This is a genomic window from Streptomyces sp. NPDC045778, from assembly GCF_056431945.1.
Genome location: NZ_JBWKJZ010000027.1, coordinates 112,123 through 131,016 on the forward strand (window position 1 = coordinate 112,123; position 18,894 = coordinate 131,016).

Genomic DNA, 18,894 nt, shown 5'->3' on the forward strand with positions numbered 1-18,894 from the left:
CGGGGAGCGGGCAAAGTGGGGCGATGCAGACTTTTCTGACTGGGGGGTTTGCCCGCAAGGCCCGGCAGGCCGCCCGCAGGGCCCGGTTCCGGGCCGAGCGCGCCACCGCGGGGCGCCGGCGGCGTGGCGGCGGTGAGCTGCTGACGCCCGTTCACCTGTCCCTGCGGGACAGCCGCACCCTCAATCTCGCCCTGGCCGCCCCGGCCGCCCCGGCCCCCGTGCATCTCCTGATCAGCCGCGGCCCCCGCCGCTACCGCGTCCCGCTCGTAGCGGAGGGTGCCCTTGTCACGGCCACCGTCAGCCTGCGTGACGCCGTCGGAGGGGCCGAAGACGCGGGTCCTGTCCTGGCCGAGGGCGTCTGGCGGCTCACGGTCGTCACGGCCGGGGCGGACGGCCGCGTACGCCGTCAGGGGCTCGCCGTCGCCGACGTTCCGGCGCCGCCGACGCCGACGCTCCCGTACGCCCCGAATCCGCGCACCGGCTCGCTCCTGCGGGTCGTGCGCTGCCGTGGCGGGCGGGCCGCCGTGCAGGTCACGCGGTCGCGGCCGCGCGCGGAGCTGGTGCGGTTCGAGCCGCGCGGTGACGGCATCACGGTGCACGGCCGGGTGGTCGCGGCGCGCGCCGCCCAGGAGGCCAGTGCCGTGCGGCGGCGGGACGGCCTGGCCGTGCCGGCGCGGCCGGAGTGGGACGGCGACCGGTTCCGCTTCGCGCTGCCGCTGGGGGCGATGGCCGGGGCGGGGCCCGGCCAGTGGGTGTGGGACTTCCGCGTCGGCGAGCTGCCGCTGGGGCGCTGGCTGACGGACGTACGGGACCTGCCGTCGGCGTTCCCCACGCCGTTCCGGCTCGTCGCGCTGCCGGGCGGGGGGCTCGTGCGGGCCCATCCGCACGTCACCGCGTCCGGCGCGTTCGCCGTGACCTGTCTGGACCTGGGGCGGGACCTGGAGCAGAAGGAGACCTCATGAAGATCACGTACCTCCTCGGCTGGGGCGACGAGATGGGCGGCACCGAACTCGCCACGTACACCCAGGCGCTGCACCTCGCCGAGCGGCACGACGTGGAGGTCCTTTCGGTCTTCCGCACCAGGGCCGAGCCGTTCTTCCCCGAGGCGCGGGGCCTGGCCGTGCGCTATCTGGTGGACCGCACGGTGACGCCCGAGCGGCCGGTGCGCGGCTCGCGGCTCGACGAGGCCTCCTGCCGGACGCTCGCCGCGCTGCCCAGCGAACTGATCGCGCGCTCCTGGGAGTCGGCGTTCGACCGGCTCGCGGATGTGGAGCTGACGGCCGCGCTCACCGATCTGGACACGGACGTCCTGGTCACGACGACGCCCGCGCTGCTCGCCGCGGCCGTGCGGCTCGCGCCCGCGCGCGTGGTGACCGTGCACCAGGAGCACCGGCCGACCCAGCGCCGCGGCCCGTCCGGTGAGCCGCTGCTGCTCTTCGCGCCGCGTCTGGACGCCCTGGTGACGCTCACGGAGCGGACCCGGGAGTGGATCGCGGAGTCCCTGGGCGCGACGGCGCCGCAGCTCGCGGTGATCCCCAACGCGGTGCCCGACGGCTTCAGGCCGCGCGCCGACGGCGGCAGCAAGGTGATCGTGATGGCCGCGCGGCTCACCGGCGAGAAGCGCGTCGACCACGCGGTGCGCGCCTTCGCGCGGCTCGCGGAGGCGCACCCGGACTGGAGCTTGCGGATCTTCGGCGGCGGGCACCGCGAGCCGAGCCTGCGCCGCCTGGTGGACGCCTTCGGCCTCCAGGACCGCGTCGAACTCCTCGGCCCCTGCCAGGACATGGCCGCCGAGTGGGCCAAGGCGGGCCTGACGCTGATGACGGCCGGCCACAACGAGGCGTTCCCGCTCGTCCTCCTCGAAGCCCTCGCGGCGGGCGTGCCGGTGGTGGCGTACGACGTCCTGACGGGTCCCGCCGAGATCGTGCGGCACCGTGTGGACGGGCTCCTCGTGCCGCCGGGCGAGATCGAGCAGCTGGCCGCCGCCATGGCCGAGTTGATGTCCGACGACGCCACACGCCTTGCGTACGCGCGGGCCGCCCGCGAGGGCGTGTACGCCCGCTTCTCGTCCGAGCGCGTGACCGCGCTGTGGGAGGAGCTGTACACGCGGCTGGTCGCGGACCGCGACCGCCCCGAGCGCCTCGCGGAGCGCGCGGACCGGGTGGCGCTCGGCGTGGCGTCCGGCGGCCCGGGCTTCCGGCCGACCGCGCCGCACACCCTGAACGCCGCCGCGCCCGAGGACGAGCGGGCCCGCGAGGAGGAGATCCTGGCCGCGCACGAGGGGCTGATCCGCTCGGTGGGGCGGCTCGCGGAGCGGCGCGACGACGTCCGCACCGCCGACATGGCCGCCTGGAACCTGGACCTGACCGCGACGGCCCTCGCCGCGCACGACGTCCCGTACGTCCTGGTGCGCACCCACGGCGGGTCGAGCGCGCACACCCTCGCCGTCGCCGACGACCACCGCGACGCCGCCCTGAAGGCGCTCGCCGATGCGCTGCACGGCCAGGCCGTGTACGCCGAGCTGGTTGCGCCGCGCGACGCGGCGCCCGGCGTGGTGCTCGCCGAACGCCTGGACAGCGTGGGCGAGATGGCGGGCCTCAAGGTCTTCAAGCCGGTCACCACGACGACGCTCTCGCTGCGCCACGGCGTGCAGCAGGCGTGCACGGTGGCGTTCTGGACGCGGACCGGTGAGCCGGAAGGGAGCGGCCGTGCGTGGCGGGCGCCGTTCGGGAGCACGCTCGCCGGGGCGGAGCTGCCGTCCCTGACGCCCACCGCGCGGCTGCGGGTCGCCGAGCGGGAGTACCCGAGCACCGAGGTGTTCACGCGGCTGCTCATGAAGGACGTCGACTTCCCCGTCGACGCCGTCTACACCTGGGTCGACGACACCGACCCGGACTGGCGCGCGGCCCGCGCCGCGGCCCTCGGCGGGCCCGGCGACGGCGCGTCGGCCGACACCGGGACGGTCCGCTTCCGCAACCGCGACGAACTCCGCTACTCCCTGCGGTCCCTTGCGATGTACGCGCCGTGGGTGCGGCACGTGTACCTGGTCACGGCGGGCCAGGTCCCCGCGTGGCTCGACGGGGGCCATCCGGGTCTGACGGTGGTCGACCACCGCGACCTGTTCGCGGACCCGGACGCCTGTCTGCCGACGTTCAACTCGCACGCCATCGAGACCCAGCTGCACCGGATCGAGGGCCTGTCGGAGCACTTCCTGTACTTCAACGACGACATGTTCCTTGGCCGCCCCACGGCCCCGGACACGTTCTTCCTGCCCTCGGGGCTCGCCCGGTTCTTCTGGTCGTCGGTGTCCGTGCCCGACCTGCCGGTGTCGGCGGCCGACGAGGGCTTCCTGGCCGCCGCGAAGAACAACCGGGCCCTGCTGCGCCGCGACTTCGGCCGCACGGCCACGCACTGCCTGCTGCACGTGCCGTACGCGCTGCGGCGCGACGTGCTCGCGGAGCTGGCCGAGCGGTACGGCGACGAGCTGGCGGCGACCGCCCGCAGCCCGTTCCGGGGCAACGACGACCACTCCGTCGTGTCGTCGCTGTTCCAGCACTACGCGTATCTGACGGGCCGGGCCGTGCCCGGCTCGCTCGCGTACGACTTCGTGGACATCGCCGACCGCGCCGACCACGCCCGGCTCGGCCAGCTGCTCCAGTCACGGAACAAGACGGCCTTCTGCGTCGGGGAGACGCCCGGCGGCGACGTGTCGGACGAGGAGGCGGCGCTCGCCCTGCGGGCGTTCCTCGCGGCGTACTTCCCGGTCCGCTCGCCGTACGAGCGCACCGAGGGCTGACGGCCGGGGACGCGCCCCGACGGGGGGCGCGTCCCTGCTCAGGCCCCCTCCAGGAACAGCCTTCTCACCACCCGCTCCGCCGCGCCCCCGTCGTCGTACGGGCAGAAGCGGGTGCGGAAGGCGGACCGCAGGCGGGTCGTGTCCGGTGTGTCCCAGGCGTGGTCGCGGAACAGCGCGATGAGGTCGTCCTCCGTGGTGGCCACCGCGCCGGGGGTGTCGCCCTCGCGGCCCGACAGGAGGTCGAAGTACGTGCCGCGGGCCAGGCGGTAGGCCTGCCAGTCGGGGGCGTAGGTGACGATCGGGCGGTCCAGGCAGGCGTAGTCGAACATCAGCGACGAGTAGTCCGTCACCAGCGCGTCGGCGGCCAGGCAGAGGTCCTCCACGCGCGGGTGGCCGGTCACGTCGACCAGCCCGGGATGCGCGGCGAGGCCCGCGTCGGCGCCGTAGAAGTAGTGGGCGCGGACCAGGATCACGTACGAGGGGCCGAGGGCGGCGGCGACGCGCTCCAGGTCGAGCCGGGGCAGGAAGCCCTTCTGGTAGTCCCGGTGCGTGGGCGCGTACAGGAGGACCTTCCGGCCGTCCGCGACGCCGAGTTCCTCGCGGACGCGGGTGACGTCCTCCTCGGTCGCCGTGAAGTACACGTCGTTGCGCGGGTAGCCCAGCTCCAGGGCGCGGTAGGACGCGGACGGGTAGACGCGCTCCCAGGTCTCGGTGGAGTGCGGGTTGGCGGAGAGGCTGAAGTCCCACTGGTCGACGTGGTCCATGAGGCGCTGGAAGCTGAGGTTGTGCGTGCTCGCCGGGTAGCGCCGCTGGTCCATGCCCATCTTCTTCAGGGGCGTGCCGTGGTGGGTCTGGAGGTAGACCTGGCCGGGGCGCTTGGTGAAGCCGCCGGGGAAGCTGGAGTTGTTGACGAGGTACGTGGCGCGGGCCATGGCCCGCCAGTAGGCGAGCGAGCCCGCGAACACGTGGTCGACGCCCGGCGGGACCTGGTGCCGGTGGTGGTACGAGACGACGAAGACGCCCCTGACGTGCGGGGCGAGTTCGCGGGCCTTGGCGTGGATGGCGGCGGGGTTGCAGGCGACGCCGCGGTTCCAGTACGCCCCGTACACGGCGAGTTCCGGGTCGAGGCGCGCGGTGCGCAGCTCCGCGCGGTAGGCGGTGCGCTTGACGCGGGCGGCGAGCTGCTTCTTGCGGCGGGCGACCGTGCCGCGCAGGGCGGCGCTCCGGCTCGCGGACCGCTCCAGGCGCTCGTAGGCGCGGTGGGATCCTTCGGCCAGGGCGCGCTCCTCGGCGGAGGCCGGTTCGTGGCCCGGCGGGCGGTGCGCGCCGAGCAGCGCGGCGGCGCGGCGGAAGAACGCGGGCCGGTCGCGCGGGGCGACGCGCCCGGGGTCACCGAGGACGGCGAGCAGATGGCGTACGGCGTGCGGGTAGAGCCGGGTGACGGCGTCCGGGGTGTCGTAGGTGCCGGTGAACAGTTCCTCGTAGCGTTCGATCACGGTGAGGTGCCGCTCGCCGGGGGCGTTGGCGAAGCCGCCGACGCGCCGCTCGCGCCAGCGCACGCACACCCGGTCGAGCACGGCGACGCGGTCCCCGGCCTGGAGGGTCGCCCGGTGCGCGGGCACCACGTCCTCGTACGGGCCCGCGGAGAACGCCAGGCGCTGCCCGGTCCAGAACTCCCGGCGTACGACGCGGTTCCAGGCGGCGGGCGTCACGGCGAGGGGGTCACCGGTCAGGTCGTCGCGGCCGGCGCGGACGTCGCCCCACCAGTTGAGCCTGTCGTGGCCGAACAGCAGGACGTCCGGGTCGCCCGCCGCGGTGAGCGCGGCGTCGGCGGCGCCGAGCGCGCCGGGCAGGAGCAGGTCGTCGCCGTCGAGGAAGAGCAGGTAGGCGCCGGTGACGCGGGCGGCCCCCGCGTCGCGGGCGGGTCCTGGGCCCCGGCTCGCGGGCAGGCGGACGAGGTGCGCGCGCGGGTCGCGGCGCGCGTATTCGGCGGCGATGTCCGCGCAGCCGTCGGGGGAGGCGTCGTCGACGACGATCAGTTCGAGGTCGCCGAAGGACTGGTCGAGCACCGAGTCAAGGCACTCCCTGAGATAGCCCTGGACGCGGTGGACGGGCACGACTACGGAGAAGCGCGACATGCGCACCGACGGTAGCCAATGCGTACGGACCGCCGAAGAACCCTCACTCGTAGGGGTGATCGGCGCGGACAAGGGCGGCACGACCGGGCAAACGCGAGGGATACGCCCGTAATGGACGTATTGCCCCCGTACGTTCCAGGAAAGGCCGGTCGCCGTGCAGCCCCGACTCAGCGTCGTCGTGCCCATCTACAACGTCGAGGAGTTCCTTCAGGAGTGCTTGGAGTCGATCGCCCGGCAGACACCGGGCCCCGGGGACGGCCCCGGCCCGTCCGGCGGCCTGGAGGTCATCCTCGTCGACGACGGCTCCACCGACGCGAGCCCGGACATCGCGCGCGCCTTCGCCGCCCGTGACCCGCGCTTCGTCTATGTGCGCCAGCCCAACGCGGGCCTGAGCGCCGCCCGCAACACCGGCGTGCGGCACGCGAGTCCGGGCGCCACGTACCTGACGTTCGTGGACAGCGACGACGTCGTGCCGCACGGCGCGTACGCCCGCATGGTCGCGAGCCTGGACGCGAGCGGCTCCGACTTCGCCACCGGCAACGTGTGGCGGCTCACCGAGCGCGGCCGCTCCCAGGCCTGGCAGTACCAGTGGCTCACCGCGTCGCGCACGCGCACTCACATCGGCCGCGACCTGGCCCTCCTCTCCGACCGCGTCGCCTGGAACAAGGTGTTCCGCAGGGAGTTCTGGGACCGGCACGGCTTCGCCTTCCCCGAGGGCAGGCTGTACGAGGACACGCCGGTGATGATCCCCGCGCACTTCCTCGCCGAGGCCGTGGACGTGCTGAGTGAACACGTCTACTACTGGCGGGTGCGCGAGGGCTCCATCACGCGGCGGCGCACCGACGTCAAGGGCGTGCGCGACCGGATCGCGGCCTGCGCGCACGTCAGCGCCTTCCTCGGCGGGCACGCGCCCGAGCTGAAGGCGACGTACGACGCGTCCTGCCTGCGGGACGACTTCGTGTACTTCCTGGAGGGCCTGCCGATGGGCGGGCCCGAGTACCGGGCCGCCTTCCTCGACGGCACCGCCGAGTTCCTGGGCGCGGCGGACCCGCGGCTCGTCCGGCGGCTCCCCGTGGACCTGCGGGTGAAGTGGCAGCTGGTGCGCGAGCGGCGCACCGACGAGCTGATCGAGCTGCTCACCGGCGAACGGCAGGGCGGCAAGGGCGTGTTCACGGTGCGCGGCGCCCGCCGCAGGCACGCCACCTTCCCCGGCGTGGGCGCGCTGCCGCGCGAGCTGACCCGGCTCGGCCGCGGCGAACTGCCGGTCGTGGCCCGCCTTCGCGAGGCCACCTGGGACGACGGGGGCAGGCTGCGCGTCAGCGGCTACGCGTACGTGCGCAACCTGCCGGCCGACCGCCCCGGCAGGAGCGTGAAGACCGGGCTCCTCAAATCCGTCCACAGCAAGGGCCGGTTCCGCCGCGTGCCCACCCGCACCGTCGCCCTGCCCGAGGCCACCGAGGCCTCGCGGCAGCAGCTGCACTGCTACGACCTGTCCGGCTTCGAGATGACGATCGACCCCGAGAGCCTGAAGACCGGCGGCCGCTGGCGGCCGGGGAACTGGCTGCTCGGGGTGGTCCTCGCGGGCCACGGCACGGTGCGGCGCGCCGCCGTGCGCGCCCAGGACGGCGCGAGCACCCGGTCCCTGGTCCGCGACCTCGACGACGGGCTCCGCCTGACGGCGGGCTTCAGCAAAGGCCGGCTCGTCCTGCGGATCCAGGAGTACGCGGCGCGCGTGGACGCCCACCGCCTCGACGGCGGCCACGTCGTGCTCACCGGCACGCTCACCGGCCGCGTCCGCCCGCGCACGCTGCGCCTGAGCAACGGCCGGGCCGAGTTCACGTACCCGGTGACGGTCAGCGGCGACCGCTTCGACACGCGGATCCACCTCGCGGACCTGGAGGACGTGCCGCCCGCGCCGCACCACGAGCCCGCCCAGGTCGAACCCCCGCACGGCGACCGCTGGCAGGCCCGGCTCGTGCTGCCCGACGGCAGCCCGGCCCCGCTCGCCGCCGCCCTCGGCCTGCCGCCGGGCCGGTACGCCTCCCGGCCGGGCCGCGAGCTGTGCGCCACCGCCGACGACCAGGGCCGCCTCGTCGTCGAACTCACCCGGCAGCCCGTCGCCGACCGCGTGGCCTGGACGGACGACGGCGGCCTCACCGTGGAAGGCACGGCCACGCCCGGCGCCTGGCCCACGGCCGAGTTCGTGCTGCGCCACAGCGGCCGCGACGACGAGGTGACCGTGCCGGTGGAGCGCGTCGGCGGCCGCTTCCGCGCGGCCCTCTCCCCCGGTGGCGGCGTGCTGCGACAGGGCCGCTGGTACGCCTTCCTGCGGGAGGCCGGGCACACCGGCGCGGGCGTGCCGGTGCGGGTCCTCGCCTCACTCGGCGCGGCCCTGCCGGACCACCGCACCGTGGACGGGCGGGAGTTCACCGTCGACCGGCGCTTCGGCGACCGGCTCCTGATCGAGGCCGGTTCCGTCCTCCCGCGCACCGAACGCGGCGCGTACCGGCGCCACCTGCTGCGCACCGAGCACTACCCCCTGGAGCGCGCCAAGCCCTTGCGCGACGCGATCCTGTACTTCGACGGCGACTCCCCGCGCGCCGTCCACGACGAACTCGTGCGCCGCGGCGCCGACGTCGAGCACCTGTGGGTCACGCACGACCAGCAGACGCAGGTGCCGCCCGGCGCGCGCGGCGTGGAGGAGCACAGCGCCGCCTGGTACGCGGCGCTCGCCCGCTGCCGCCGCGTCGTCACCGCGGGCCACCTGCCGGACTTCTTCGAGCGGCGCCAGGGCCAGACCGTCGTGCAGACCTGGCACGGCGCCCCGCTCAAGCGCGTCGGCACCGACCTGACCGACACCCTGTACGCCGACCACGGCCACCTCGACGCGCTTCCGCGCCTGGCCCGGCAGTGGAACGTCCTGGTCTCCCCCAACCGCTTCGCCACCGGACACCTGGGCCGCGCCCTCGCCTACGACGGGGAGGTCCTGGAGGCCGGTTCGCCGCGCAACGACGTGCTGTTCGCCGCCGACCGCGCCAAGGTCGCCGAGCGCGTGCGGCGCGACCTCGGCCTGACCCCGGACAAGCGGGTCGTCCTGTACGCGCCGACGTACCGCGACCACCTCGCCGCCGCGCCCGGCCGCTTCCGCTACGAGGCCGCCCTGGACTTCCGCGCCGCCGAGCAGGCCCTCGGCGAGGACCACGTCCTGCTCGTCCGCAAGCATCCGCTCACCTCGGGCCGCCTCCCCGGCGCCCGCGCGCCCTTCGTGCACGACGTCAGCTCCCATCCCCGCGCCGCCGAACTCCTGCTCGTCGCCGACGTCCTGGTCACCGACTACTCGTCCCTGATGTTCGACTTCGCGCACACCGGCCGGCCGATGCTGTTCCACGCCTACGACCTGGAGCACTACCGCGACACCGTGCGCGGCTTCTACCTCGACTTCGAGACCCGCGCGCCCGGGCCGCTGCTCGCCTCCACCGCCGACGTCGTGGCCGCCCTCCGCGACCTGGACGCGGTCACCGCCCGGCACGCCACGGCCTACGCGTCCTTCCGCGAGGAGTACTGCGACCTCGACGACGGCCGGGCGGCGGCCCGTGTCGCGGAGAGGCTCATGCGGTGACCGCGCTCCTGACCGGGCGCGCCCCGGCGGGCGCCACGGCGTCCGGGGCCGGGCGGCTGTGGCGGCCGACGCCGTTCCTGGTGTTCGGCGGCCTGTTCTGGCTCGGCATGACCCTCGCGTACTGGCGGGTCCCGATGTGCTGCGACTTCGGCCAGCACGCGGCGGTCGTCGAACGCCTCAAGGCCGACCTGCTCCACCCCGCCCACCCGATGGCGGACCTGCCGGGCGACGGCAGCGCGTACTACTCGCCGTACGCCCTCGCCCAGGCCCTGCTCGCCCGGGCCACCGGCCTGACGGGATGGGAGACGGTCAAGCTCTGCGGGCCCCTGAACCTGCTCGTCCTCCTCACCGGCATCGGCCGCTTCGTCCGCACCCTCACCCCCCGGCCCTGGGCCCCGGTCCTCGCCCTCGCGGCGATGGTCCTCCTGTGGGGCACCCGCATGGCCTGGTGGAGCGGCTACCTGGGCCTGATGTCGATGACGGGCAACCTCGGCTACCCGTCGACCTTCGCCATCGGCCTGACGTTCTGGGCCTGGTCCTGGGCGGCCACGCGCCCGAATTCGCTGTGGGGGTACGGGGGTCTTGGCGCGCTGTGCGGCGCGATCCTGCTGATCCACCCGATCTCTTCGGTGGCGGCGGTGATCGGGGTGGCGGCGTTCGCGGCCGGCGGCGGGCGGCCGCACGACGACGGCGACGGCGACCAGCCACACACCCGCTACGGGCGACCACACGACGACGGCGACGGCGGCCAGCCACACACCCGCTGCGGGCAATCGTGCCGCAGGGCGGCACGGGTGGGCGCAGCACGACAGCGCCCCGCGCTGTTCCACTGGGCCCTGGCCGCCACGGCCGCCGTGGCAGTAGCGACAACCTGGCCCTACTTCAACCCCCTCACCCTCGTAGGCGACTCCTCAGTCGACGGCATCCACAGACAGCTCTACACGGAGATGCCCCAGCGCTTCTGGCTGGCGGCCCTGGGCCTCCCCGCCCTGGCGGCCCGCTGGTACCGCGACCGCAGGGACCCCCTCGTCCTGATGTTCGCGCTCGACTGCGCGGTCGTCGCCTACGGCTGGTTCAGCGGCCACTACACGTACGGCCGCATCCTCGGCCTGACCCTGGTCCCCCTCCAGTTCGCCCTGGCGATCGAGCTGGCGGCCCCCCGCCCGTGGGGCACGCGCCGGGCCGCGCTCGCGGGAGCCACCGCGCTCGGGGCGGCCGTCGGGTTCTTCCAGATCCAGGCGGGGGCGGTGGTGCCCCGCACGCTCGACCCGATCGGCTTCGACCAGCCGCCGCGCTGGCCCGGCTACACCTGGGCGGCGGCCCGGCTGCACCCCGGCGATGTGGTGCTCACCGACGGCTACCGGCCCACGCGTTCGCTCCCGGCCTTCGGGGCCAACCTCGTCGCGCCCGCCTGGCCGGACACCTCGCTCGACGAGGAGGTGCGGCAGCGGCGCCTGCGCGCGGTGCGGGCGTACCTCGCGCCGGACGCGACCCGCGCCGAGCGCGCGGAGATCGTCCGCCGCTACGACGTGCGCTGGCTGCTGCTCGACCCGGCGCAGCGGGTGCCGCCGGAAGCGGTGGTGGTGGCGTGGGGGCCGCGCACCGGGGAAGTCCTGGCCCGGGTCGGCGGGGCCGGTCAGCGGCGTACGTAGAGCCGCAGCGCCCCACCCACCGTGACGTACTCGGCGCGCCGCGCGAACTCCCGGCGCAGGACGGTGAGCTTGACGGCCTCCGTGCCGCCCCGGTCGCCCGCCGCGCCCCGCAGCGGGCCCGCCTCGGAGAGCACCCACAGGCGGTCCACGCCCGCGAGCCTGCGGCGCAGTTCGGCGGGCCCCGCCTCGCGGCCGTAGAGCGTCCCGGACGCGGCGCCGGACGTCCGCAGGGCCACGTCCCGTACGCCGTGGAAGGCGTCCGGATAGGTGAGCGGGACGCGCCGGGCGATGAGCGGCAGGTACAGGACCGGGTCACCGGGGCGCAGTTCGCGGGCGGCGACGGCGGCGAGCGCCGCGTGGTCCTCGCCGCGTCCCGCCGCCCGGTCGCTCCGGTGCAGGGGGAACTGCCACCACAGGACACAGCCGACGGCGAACGCGCCGACGACGGCCACGACACCGCGCCCGCGCCCGCCGATGAGCACCCCCGCCGCCCGATCGGCACCCGCCGCCACCAGCAACGGCCCGCCCGCGAGTGCGAAGAGCACGTACCGCGCGTGGTACAGCGGCCACTGCTGCGACACCGCGAGCAGCGCGACGGGCGGCACGACGAGCAGCGGCAGGGCCACCGCCTGGAGGGGGAGCCCGGCGCGGCGCCGGGCCCAGGGCCCGCACAGGGCGAGCGCGGCGAGGGCGAGTTCGACGCCGAGTACGGCGAGCGTCGGCCCGGTGAACTCCCGCAGGAGCCGCACGGCCGCCGCGCCGTCGGGCGGGCGCAGCCAGCCGACCTGCGCCGCCTGCCGGTGCGAGACCAGGGCGAGCGGCACGAGGGGCAGCACGGCCAGGCCCGCCGCGCCCGCCCAGGCCCGCCACACGCGCGGCGCCACGCGGCCGAGCAGCAGGGTCACGGCGTGCGCGGCGAGCAGCAGCGCGGCCAGTTCGTGCAGCAGCGCGGTGGCGGCGGTCGCGGCGGCGTACGCGCACCACGGCCCCGGTCGCGCGGGACGCTCGACGGCCCGGACGAGCAGCAGCGTGGCCAGGGCGGCCCCGGCGGCGACGAGCGCGTACGACCGGCCCTGCTGCGCGTACTGCCCGGTGAGCGGCGTCACCGCGTACAGGAGTCCCGCCCACAGGCCGACGCGCGGGCGGGTCAGGCGCGCCCCCACGGCGGCGACGAGCCCGGCGGTGGCGGCCGCCCCGAGCACGGACGGCAGGCGCAGCGCCAGCTCGCCCGCGCCGGGCGGGAGCACGGCGTGCATGAGCAGGTAGTACAGGCCGTGCACGGCGTCCACGCTGCGCAGCAGCCGCCAGATCTCGGGCAGGGAGCGGCGCGCGACCTGGAGCGTGACGCCCTCGTCCCGCCAGACGTTGCCGCGCTCGACGCCCCACAGGCCGACGGCGAGCATGACGAGGGCGGGCGCGAGGACGACGACCGCCCCCCGGAGCCGCCCCGTCCCCTGGAACCGGGTGCCCCGCACGCCCCGCACGTCCTGCTCGGCCCGCACGAAGAAGAGCTTCTCTCGGATCTGCCCGATATTCATCACATATGAGGTGTACGCACCATCACGGAACCTTAATCGGACAATTCCTGTAAAGCCCTAACATTTCCCTCGTGGAACGGAATTCACCTCAAGCCCAGCGGACGGCGCCGTGCGTCACCGTCGTCGTGATCGGCTACAACGACGCCCCCCACGTCGCGGACGCGGTGCGCTCCGCGCTCGCCCAGGGCCCCGCCGTCCGGGAGGTGATCGCCGTGGACGACTGTTCGACCGACGACAGCCTCGCGGTCCTGCACGGCCTGGCCGAAACCGAGCCGCGCCTCGAGGTCCTGCGCCGCGCGGCCAACAGCGGCGGCTGCGGCGCCCCGCGCAACGACGGCGTCGACGCCGCGACCGGCGAGTACGTGATGTTCCTCGACAGCGACGACGTGCTGCCGCCGGGCGCGGTCGGGGCCCTGCTCGCCGCCGCCGCGCGCCACGGCGCCGAGGTCGCCTCCGGCCTGTGCGTGCGCCGCGAGCTGCCGTCCGGGCGCGAGGAGCCCTGGCAGCCCGAGCTGTACCGCAAGCCCGCGTTCGTCGCCCGCCCCGAGCTGCGCCCGCGCCTGGTCCACGACACCCTGTGCGTCAACAAGCTCTACCGCACGGACTTCCTGCGCGAGCACGCCGTCCGCTTCCCCGAAGGGCACTTCCTCTACGAGGACTTCGTCTTCGGCGCGCGCGTGCTCGCCGCGGCGCCGCGCATCGCGCTCGTCCCGGACCCCGTCTACGTCTGGCACGTGCGGCGGGCCGCAGCCAAGCTGTCGATCTCCCTCGACCGGTCCGGGATCGCCAACTGGAAGGCGCGCGTCGGGGCCCACCGCCAGGCCGTGGACATCCTGCGCGCGACCGGGGACAGCGGCGGCAAGGCCCTCGCGCGGGCCGCCCGCGCCAAGTTCCTCGACCACTCCCTGCGCATGTACACGCGCGAGCTGCCCGCGCGCGGGACCGCGTACCAGCGCGAGTGGTGGGCGCTCACGCGCGCGTACCTGACGGAGTTCGACACCGCCGACCTGGAGGCCGCGCCCGCGCCGGGACGCGTCATCGCCCGGGTCCTGCTCGCCTCACCACGCCCCCGCGACCTGGCCAGGCTCCAGCAGGTGGCCGCGCGCCCGGCCCGGCTCGCCCCGCCCTACGCGCGCGCGGGCGACGCCACACCCGTCTGGTCCGCGGACCTGCCCCAGGTCACCCTCGACCACCTCCTGCACCGCCCGCTGCGGCTGCTCCCGCTCGCCGTGGACGCCGAGCTGCGCCCCCGCGCGGGCACGCTGCGGCTGCGCCTGCACGAGCTGTACGGACGCGTGGCCGAGGCCGGCCCCGCCGTGGTCGACGTGGAGCTGGTGCCCCGGGGCGGCAGCCGCCCCGAGCTGCGCCGCACGGCCGCGTTCGGCGCCGGGACGCCGGAGGGGACCTGGGAGGCGGAGGTGCGGATCGACCTGGGCGCGCTCGACGGCGACGTCTTCGACCTGCGCGTACGCCTGCTCTTCGACGACGGCACGACCCGCGAGACCACCGCCCGCGCGGTGCCGGGCCCCGGCCTGCTGCGCCGCACGGTGGTGCCGGACGGGCGGCGCGGCGTCCTGCTCGTCCAGCCGTACGCGACCCAGGCGGGAAACCTGGCGGTGCGGCTCGCGCCGGGCGCGCTCGGCGTCGCCGGGGTCGCGCGGCGACGGCTCGGGCGCCTCCTGCGCGCCCTGCACCCGGGAGGAAACGCCCACTGACATCCCCCTCACCCCGCCTCTGTAAGACTGCACCTTCCGGGACGACCCCCGACATACGACAGACGACACACGACACGCCTGACGACGCGACACGCACGACAGACGACGCACGACAGACGACACGACGGGACGAGCTGACATGACCTGGCTGATCACCGGCGGCGCCGGATACATCGGGGCGCATGTGGTCCGCGCCATGACCGAGGCGGGCGAGCGGACGGTGGTCTACGACGACCTGTCCACCGGCATCCCCGCGCGCGTGCCCGACGGCGTGCCGCTCATCACCGGCTCGACCCTGGACGCCGGGGCGGTCGCCCGCGCCCTGGAGGAGCACGCGGTCACCGGCGTCATCCACCTCGCGGCGAAGAAGCAGGTCGGCGAGTCCGTGGAGCAGCCCCTGCGCTACTACCGGGAGAACGTGGAAGGCCTCCGGGTCCTCCTGGAGGCCATGACGGACGCGGGCGTCCCGGCCTTCGTCCTGTCCTCCTCCGCCGCGGTGTACGGCATGCCGGAGACCGGCGACGGGCTCGTCACCGAGGACACCCCCTGCCTCCCCATCAGCCCGTACGGCGAGACGAAGCTCGCGGGCGAGTGGCTGGCCCGCGCCACGGGCCGCGCCACGGGCCTGCGCACGGCGTGCCTGCGGTACTTCAACGTGGCGGGCGCGGCCTCCCCCGACCTGGCCGACACCGGCGTCTTCAACATCGTCCCGATGGTCTTCGAGAAGCTCACGCACGGCGAGTCCCCGCGGATCTTCGGCGCCGACTACCCCACGCCCGACGGCACCTGCGTGCGTGACTACATCCACATCAGCGACGTAGCCGAGGCCCACGTGGCCGCCGCCCGGCGCCTCACCGAGGTGCCCGAGGGCACCGACCTGACCCTCAACATCGGCCGGGGCGAGGGCGTGTCGGTCCGCGAGATGGTCGACCTCATCGCCGACGTCACCGGGTACGCCATCCCCGCCGAGGTCACCGCGCGCCGCCCGGGCGACCCGGCGCGCGTCGTCGCCGCCGCCGACCGCATCACGGCCGAGCTGGGCTGGTCGGCCAAGCGGGACGTGCGCGAGATGGTCGAGTCCGCGTGGGCGGGCTGGCTGCGGCTGCACCCCGAGGCGGAGCGCGCGGCGGCGTCCTGACCCACCCGGGCGAGCACCCACCAAAGGGTAAGTACGCACTAAATAGTCGGTACTTGAGGAAGGCGACGGCGGCATCCAGGCTGGGGTGAGCGATCAACGCCCCCACCCCGCCCCAGCATCGGAGCCTCCATGCCCACGCCTGCCCGCACGCCCGTGACCGTCGTCGGACTCGGGGCGATGGGCGCGGCGCTCGCCTCGGCCTACCTCGCCGCCGGCCACCCCACCACCGTGTGGAACCGCAGCCCCGAGAAGGCCGCGCCCCTCGTCGAGCGGGGCGCGGCCCACGCCCCGGACATCCGCGCGGCCCTCACCGCGAGCCCGCTGACCCTCACCTGCCTGACGACGTACGACGCGACCCTGACCGCCCTGGAACCGGCCGCCGCCGAGCTGTCCGGGCGCGCCCTGGTCACCCTCAACTCCGGCAGCCCCTCCGGCGCCCGCGCCATGGCCTCCTGGGCCACCGGGCACGGCGCCCGCTTCCTCGACGGCGCGGTCAAGAACGTACCGACGGCCGTCGGCAAGCCCGACACCCTGCTGTACTACGGCGGCGACCGGGCCGTCTTCGACGAGCACGAGGCGACGCTGCGCGTCCTGGGCGGCGACACCCAGTTCCTCGGCCCCGACCCGGACCTCGCCGCCCTGTACGAGCTGGCCGTCGGCGGCACCCTGCTGCCCGCCCTGCTCGGCTTCTTCCAGGGCGCGGCCCTCGTCACCGCGCGCGGCCTGAAGGCGGACACGCTGGTGCCGCACACGGAGAAGTGGCTGGAGATGATCGCCTCCGTCCTTCCGGCCTTCGCCGCGGAGATCGACCGCGGCGACTACTCCGACCCCCTCTCCTCCGTCGAGATCTTCCACGCGGGCATCCCGTACGACGAAGAGCTGGGCACCGAGCACGGCCTCGACGTGAGCTGGCACCGCCCGATGCACGACCTGCTGCGCCGGGCGATGGCCGAGGGCCGCGGCGACCAGAGCATCTCGTCCCTGGTGGAACTGCTACGCGCCCCCACCGAGCACCCGGGGGCGTAGCGGTCGTTCACGCACTGACGGCCGGAAGGGGCGACAGCCATCCGCTGGCTCTGCCCCGCGGCGCGGGCCCGGCCGCGTCTCAGGTGCGGCGTTCGCGTGTCCTCACCAGGGTGATGATCACGGCGATGGCGGTGGCGCCGGACAGGATGCCGACGGTGTCCCTGGCCGTGCCGTCGAGGATCAGGCTGTTGGTCATGTTGATGATCATGGCTACGGTGAGCGCGAGCCACAGGAAGGGCCTCATGACGGACCTTTCGGGAGGCGCCCCGGCGGCGTGGCACCGGGAGCTTCCGGTGAGGGTGCGGACGTGCTCGACCCTGCCGGTCCTGCGGCCGCGTGACCAGAGTGGACTCGCCCGGATCGGGAGCGCGAGCGGCCGCTTCCCGCCCCTGGCGGCCACCGCGCGCCCCCGCGCGCCCCAGCTCCCGACGTCACGCCGCCGCGCTCACAGCGCCCTCAGCGCCGCCCCTGTCGCCGCCGCCAGTCGCTCCACGTACCCCTTGGGCAGCTCCCCCCGGACCACCACCGCACGCCAGTACAGCGGGCCCGACATCAGGTCGAGGGCCAGCTCCTCGTCCAAGGCCTCGCGGAGTTCGCCGCGTGCGGCGGCCTGGGCCACGATGCCGCTCGCGACGCCGTGCTGGCCCTCGCGGAGCGCCTTCTGCAGGGCCGCCTCGATGTCGGGGTTGCGGGCCGCCTCGGCCATCAGGTCGGGGATCACCTGGGAGGCCACGGGGTGGCGCAGGGCGCGTGACGTCACCTCGTACAGCAGGCGCAGATCGCCCTCCAGGGAGCCGGTGTCGGGCGTGGGCAGGCCCTGGACGGCGATCGCCGACACCAGGTCGAGGACGAGGTGCAGCTTGGAGCGCCAGCGGCGGTAGACGGCGGTCTTGCCGACGCCCGCGCGGCGGGCGATGCCCTCGATGGACATGCGCGCGTACCCGACGGCGGCCAGTTCCTCGAAGACGGCGGACCGGATGGCCTCGGTCACATCCTCGCGGAGCACGGCGGCCCCGGCCGGCGCCCTGCGGCCCCGCTCACCGGGCTTCTTGCCGCTCACCTTGTCGCTCGTCTTGCCGCTCGTCGTCATGGGGTCAGCATAGAACGTTACGACGATACGGTTGCGTCCCGACGCTGGAGCGCTCTACTGTCGGCGTGGCGACGATACGGACCCGTCCCGACGTGTTCGGGTGCCGCGTGTCGTCCGCCGTCCCCGCGCCCCCGAGCGAAAGCAGCGGACGTGACCCCAGTCCTGGAGAAGCCCCACGCCCCGACCCACGGCGCGCGCCCCGGCCCGTCGCCCGCCGAGCTGGCCGCCCGCCACGGCCTCACGGTCAGCGGTGCCCGCGTCCCGCTCGGCACCTACGTGCGCCGGCTGTGGCAGCGGCGCCACTTCGTCACCGCCTTCGCCACCGCCCGGCTCACGGCCCAGTACAGCCAGGCGAAGCTCGGCCAGCTCTGGCAGGTGATGACGCCGCTGCTCAACGCGGCCGTCTACTACTTCGTCTTCGGCGTCCTGATGAACACCAAGCACGACGTGCCCGACTACGTGCCCTTCCTCGTCACCGGCGTCTTCGTGTTCACCTTCACGCAGCAGTCCGCCCTCGCGGGCACACGCGCCGTCTCGGGCAACCTCGGCCTGGTGCGCGCGCTGCACTTCCCCCGGGCCGCGCTGCCGGTCTCGTACTGCCTCCAACAGCTCCAGCAGCTGCTCTTCTCCCTGGTCGCGCTGCTCGCGATCCTGCTGTGCTTCGGCGTGCCGCCCACCGCGTCCTGGCTCCTCGCCCTGCCCGCGCTCGCGCTCCAGTTCACCTTCAACGCCGGGCTCGCGCTCGCGCTCGCCCGGCTCGGCGCGCGGACCCCGGACGTGGCGCAGCTGATGCCGTTCGTGCTGCGGACCTGGATGTACGCGTCCGGGGTGATGTGGAGCATCGACAAGGTCCTCGCCGACCGGGACCTGCCGCGCGCGGTGACCGTGCTCCTTGAGGCCAACCCGGCCGCCGTCTACATCGACCTGATGCGCTTCGCGCTCATCGACAGCTTCCCCGCGGACCAGCTCCCCGCGCACGTGTGGGCGTGGGCCGTGGGCTGGGCACTGCTCGCCGGGGTCGGCGGTTTCATCTGGTTCTGGAAGGCGGAGGACACCTATGGACGCGGCTGAGCGGCACGGACGTACGCCCACGGTGATCGCGGACGAGCTGCACATCGTGTACCGGGTGAACGGCGGGAAGACGGGCAAGGGCAGTGCGACGGCGGCGTTGAGCCGGATCGT

Annotated in this window: 12 protein-coding genes and 1 pseudogene; 9 read left to right on the plus strand and 4 right to left on the minus strand. The window is 74.9% G+C overall.

From position 1 onward, the window contains the following. Positions 1 to 23 precede the first annotated feature (23 nt). Together AC07GB_RS29515 and AC07GB_RS29520 are read left to right on the plus strand one after the other, a co-directional pair. Positions 24 to 962: a hypothetical protein gene (locus tag AC07GB_RS29515; RefSeq protein ID WP_478850691.1), complete on the plus strand. Its 939-nt coding sequence runs from the start codon at positions 24 to 26 to the stop codon at positions 960 to 962. Next, the gene (locus tag AC07GB_RS29520) at positions 959 to 3,796 is read left to right on the plus strand and encodes a stealth conserved region 3 domain-containing protein (protein WP_478850693.1); all 2,838 of its coding nucleotides are present in this window, start codon (positions 959 to 961) and stop codon (positions 3,794 to 3,796) included. Before AC07GB_RS29515 ends, AC07GB_RS29520 begins: the two co-directional genes overlap by 4 nt. 38 nt (positions 3,797 to 3,834) lie before the next feature. On the opposite strand, the gene AC07GB_RS29525 is transcribed toward AC07GB_RS29520, so the two are convergent. Next, the gene (locus AC07GB_RS29525; protein WP_478850695.1) at positions 3,835 to 5,934 is read right to left on the minus strand and encodes a bifunctional glycosyltransferase/CDP-glycerol:glycerophosphate glycerophosphotransferase; all 2,100 of its coding nucleotides are present in this window, start codon (positions 5,932 to 5,934) and stop codon (positions 3,835 to 3,837) included. 154 nt (positions 5,935 to 6,088) lie between these two features. On the opposite strand from AC07GB_RS29525, the gene AC07GB_RS29530 reads away from it, so the two are divergent. Beyond that, positions 6,089 to 9,553: a bifunctional glycosyltransferase/CDP-glycerol:glycerophosphate glycerophosphotransferase gene (locus tag AC07GB_RS29530; RefSeq protein WP_478850697.1), complete on the plus strand. Its 3,465-nt coding sequence runs from the start codon at positions 6,089 to 6,091 to the stop codon at positions 9,551 to 9,553. Further along, positions 9,550 to 11,205 (plus strand): hypothetical protein, encoded by a 1,656-nt coding sequence (locus tag AC07GB_RS29535; protein ID WP_478850699.1) that lies wholly within the window; start codon positions 9,550 to 9,552, stop codon positions 11,203 to 11,205. Before AC07GB_RS29530 ends, AC07GB_RS29535 begins: the two co-directional genes overlap by 4 nt. Here AC07GB_RS29535 and AC07GB_RS29540 read toward each other — a convergent pair. After that, on the minus strand, positions 11,190 to 12,743 hold the full coding sequence (locus AC07GB_RS29540) for a glycosyltransferase family 39 protein (RefSeq protein WP_478850718.1): 1,554 nt from the start codon (positions 12,741 to 12,743) through the stop codon (positions 11,190 to 11,192). The two genes, AC07GB_RS29535 and AC07GB_RS29540, sit on opposite strands and share 16 nt — an antisense overlap. Before the next feature lie 71 nt (positions 12,744 to 12,814). Between AC07GB_RS29540 and AC07GB_RS29545 the strand changes: the two genes are divergently transcribed. From AC07GB_RS29545 to AC07GB_RS29555, 3 genes are all read left to right on the plus strand, one after another. Beyond that, positions 12,815 to 14,458 (plus strand): glycosyltransferase family 2 protein, encoded by a 1,644-nt coding sequence (locus AC07GB_RS29545; protein ID WP_478850701.1) that lies wholly within the window; start codon positions 12,815 to 12,817, stop codon positions 14,456 to 14,458. A gap of 139 nt (positions 14,459 to 14,597) precedes the next feature. Then, positions 14,598 to 15,596, plus strand: a complete 999-nt coding sequence (gene galE / locus AC07GB_RS29550) for a UDP-glucose 4-epimerase GalE (protein WP_478850703.1) — start codon at positions 14,598 to 14,600, stop codon at positions 15,594 to 15,596. 129 nt (positions 15,597 to 15,725) lie between these two features. Continuing rightward, the gene (locus tag AC07GB_RS29555; RefSeq protein ID WP_478850705.1) at positions 15,726 to 16,622 is read left to right on the plus strand and encodes an NAD(P)-dependent oxidoreductase; all 897 of its coding nucleotides are present in this window, start codon (positions 15,726 to 15,728) and stop codon (positions 16,620 to 16,622) included. 79 nt (positions 16,623 to 16,701) lie between these two features. Here AC07GB_RS29555 and AC07GB_RS29560 read toward each other — a convergent pair whose 3' ends face one another. Further along, the gene (locus AC07GB_RS29560; protein ID WP_478850707.1) at positions 16,702 to 16,866 is read right to left on the minus strand and encodes a hypothetical protein; all 165 of its coding nucleotides are present in this window, start codon (positions 16,864 to 16,866) and stop codon (positions 16,702 to 16,704) included. A gap of 201 nt (positions 16,867 to 17,067) precedes the next feature. Beyond that, positions 17,068 to 17,712 carry a TetR/AcrR family transcriptional regulator gene (locus AC07GB_RS29565; protein WP_478850709.1) on the minus strand — a complete coding sequence of 215 codons (645 nt, stop codon included), beginning with the start codon at positions 17,710 to 17,712 and terminating at the stop codon, positions 17,068 to 17,070. Between the two features lie 162 nt (positions 17,713 to 17,874). Between AC07GB_RS29565 and AC07GB_RS29570 the strand changes: the two genes are divergently transcribed. Continuing rightward, a complete protein-coding gene (locus tag AC07GB_RS29570) occupies positions 17,875 to 18,783 on the plus strand; it encodes an ABC transporter permease (protein ID WP_478850720.1) in 909 nt (302 codons plus the stop codon). Then, a pseudogene (locus tag AC07GB_RS29575) lies at positions 18,770 to 18,894 on the plus strand (ABC transporter ATP-binding protein); the annotation flags it as partial. The gene AC07GB_RS29570 and the pseudogene AC07GB_RS29575, both read left to right, overlap by 14 nt.